1 protein-coding gene and 1 pseudogene are annotated in these 1,357 nt (G+C 75.5%); both read left to right on the top strand.

Features of this window, described 5'->3' with window-relative positions; translation table 11 throughout:
• Positions 1–219: pseudogene (locus ACIQOV_RS41565) on the top strand (MBL fold metallo-hydrolase); the annotation flags it as partial.
• A gap of 338 nt (positions 220–557) precedes the next feature.
• A complete protein-coding gene (locus ACIQOV_RS41570; RefSeq protein WP_401056356.1) occupies positions 558–1,283 on the top strand; it encodes an MgtC/SapB family protein in 726 nt (241 codons plus the stop codon).
• Positions 1,284–1,357: the final 74 nt, after the last annotated feature.

A 1,357-nucleotide genomic window follows, 5' to 3' on the forward strand; every position in this document is an offset into this window, starting at 1 on the left:
GGGGACTGCCTCCACCACCCGGTCCAGCTCGCCCACCCCGCCATCGGCGCCTGCGTCGACATCGACCCGCAGCGCTCCGAGGCCACCCGCCGCGCGCTGCTCGACTCCCTCGCCGGCACCGACACCCTGCTGCTCGGCACCCACTTCGCCCCGCCCACCGCCGGCCACGTCGTCGCCCACGGGGACGCCTACCGGCTGCGGCCCGTCCCCCCGGCCTGAGCCGACGGAGCGCGACGGCCGAGGTGCGGCCCGACGCCACCGGCGAGCGGCCCCGGGGGCCTGCGCCCGGTCCCGCCCGCAGCGGGTCGGGGCCGGCGCGACCCCTCGGCGCCGACGGAGCGCGCCGGGTCCCCACCGGGCGGAACCGCCGGGCCGGCGCGCCGTCGGTTCGCTCCCGCTCCACCTCCCGCCCCTCAAGTCGGCCCGTGCGAGCGCCGGTCCGATCGTCTGATGAGCCGTACGCTCAAAGGCACCCGCTTCGCCGAACGGGGTCGGTGCCCGCCCTCCCGGGTGCGGGCGGGACGATACGACGGCAGGAGGAGCTGAGGACGCTGGAAATGGTCAACGATCCTTTCGGACAAGGGTGGTCGCACCTCGCCGACCTCGCCGTCGCCCTGATCCTGGCCAGCGCGATCGGCCTGGAACGGGAGATCAGACAGAAGGCCGCCGGACTGCGCACGTACACGGTCGTCGGCCTCGGAGCGGCACTCTTCACCCTGGTGAGCAAGTACGGCTTCAGCGACGTGGTCCAGGCCGGAGTGGTCTCACTGGACCCTTCCCGGATGGCCGCCCAGATCGTCTCCGGACTGGGCTTCATCGGCGCCGGCGTGATCTTCGTCCAGCGCGGCTCGATCCGGGGGCTGACCACGGCCGCCACCGTCTGGCTGACCGCCGCGATCGGCACGGCGGCCGCCGCCGGCCTGCCGCTGCTCGCCACCGCGGCCACCGCGGCCTACTTCTTCGTCGGCTACGTGCTGCGACCCCTCACCCACCGTCTGCCGCGGCTCGGCGCCCGCCCGGTGAGCTGCCACGTCACCTACACCCAGGGCCAGGGCCTGCTCCGCCTGCTGCTCGCCCGGATCACGGCCGAGGGGTACTCCGTCGCCGAACTGGCGACCGTCGACCGGGCCGCGCCACCGGGCGAGGACGGCGGCGGTGGCGACGAGCGGGTCACGGAGGTGTCCATCAGTCTGCACGGCCGGGGGAACCCGTCCGTCCTCACCGCCGAACTGGCCCGGATCCCCGGCGTCCTGGCCTGCGCGATCAGCCACGCCGAGGACTGAGGCCGGCTCCGTCCGCCGGCTCCACCGGGGGCGTCCGGACGGCGAGCAGGGCGGTGTCGTCCGTCAGCCGGCCC

The organism is Kitasatospora sp. NPDC091257, assembly GCF_044757675.1.
In the GTDB taxonomy this organism is placed as follows: Bacteria; Actinomycetota; Actinomycetes; order Streptomycetales; family Streptomycetaceae; genus Kitasatospora; species Kitasatospora lactacystinica.

Excerpts from the sequence above, each read along its gene's own strand:
- ACIQOV_RS41570 (WP_401056356.1), top strand. The coding sequence starts at position 558 with ATGGTCAACGATCCTTTCGGACAAGGGTGGTCGCACCTCGCCGACCTC.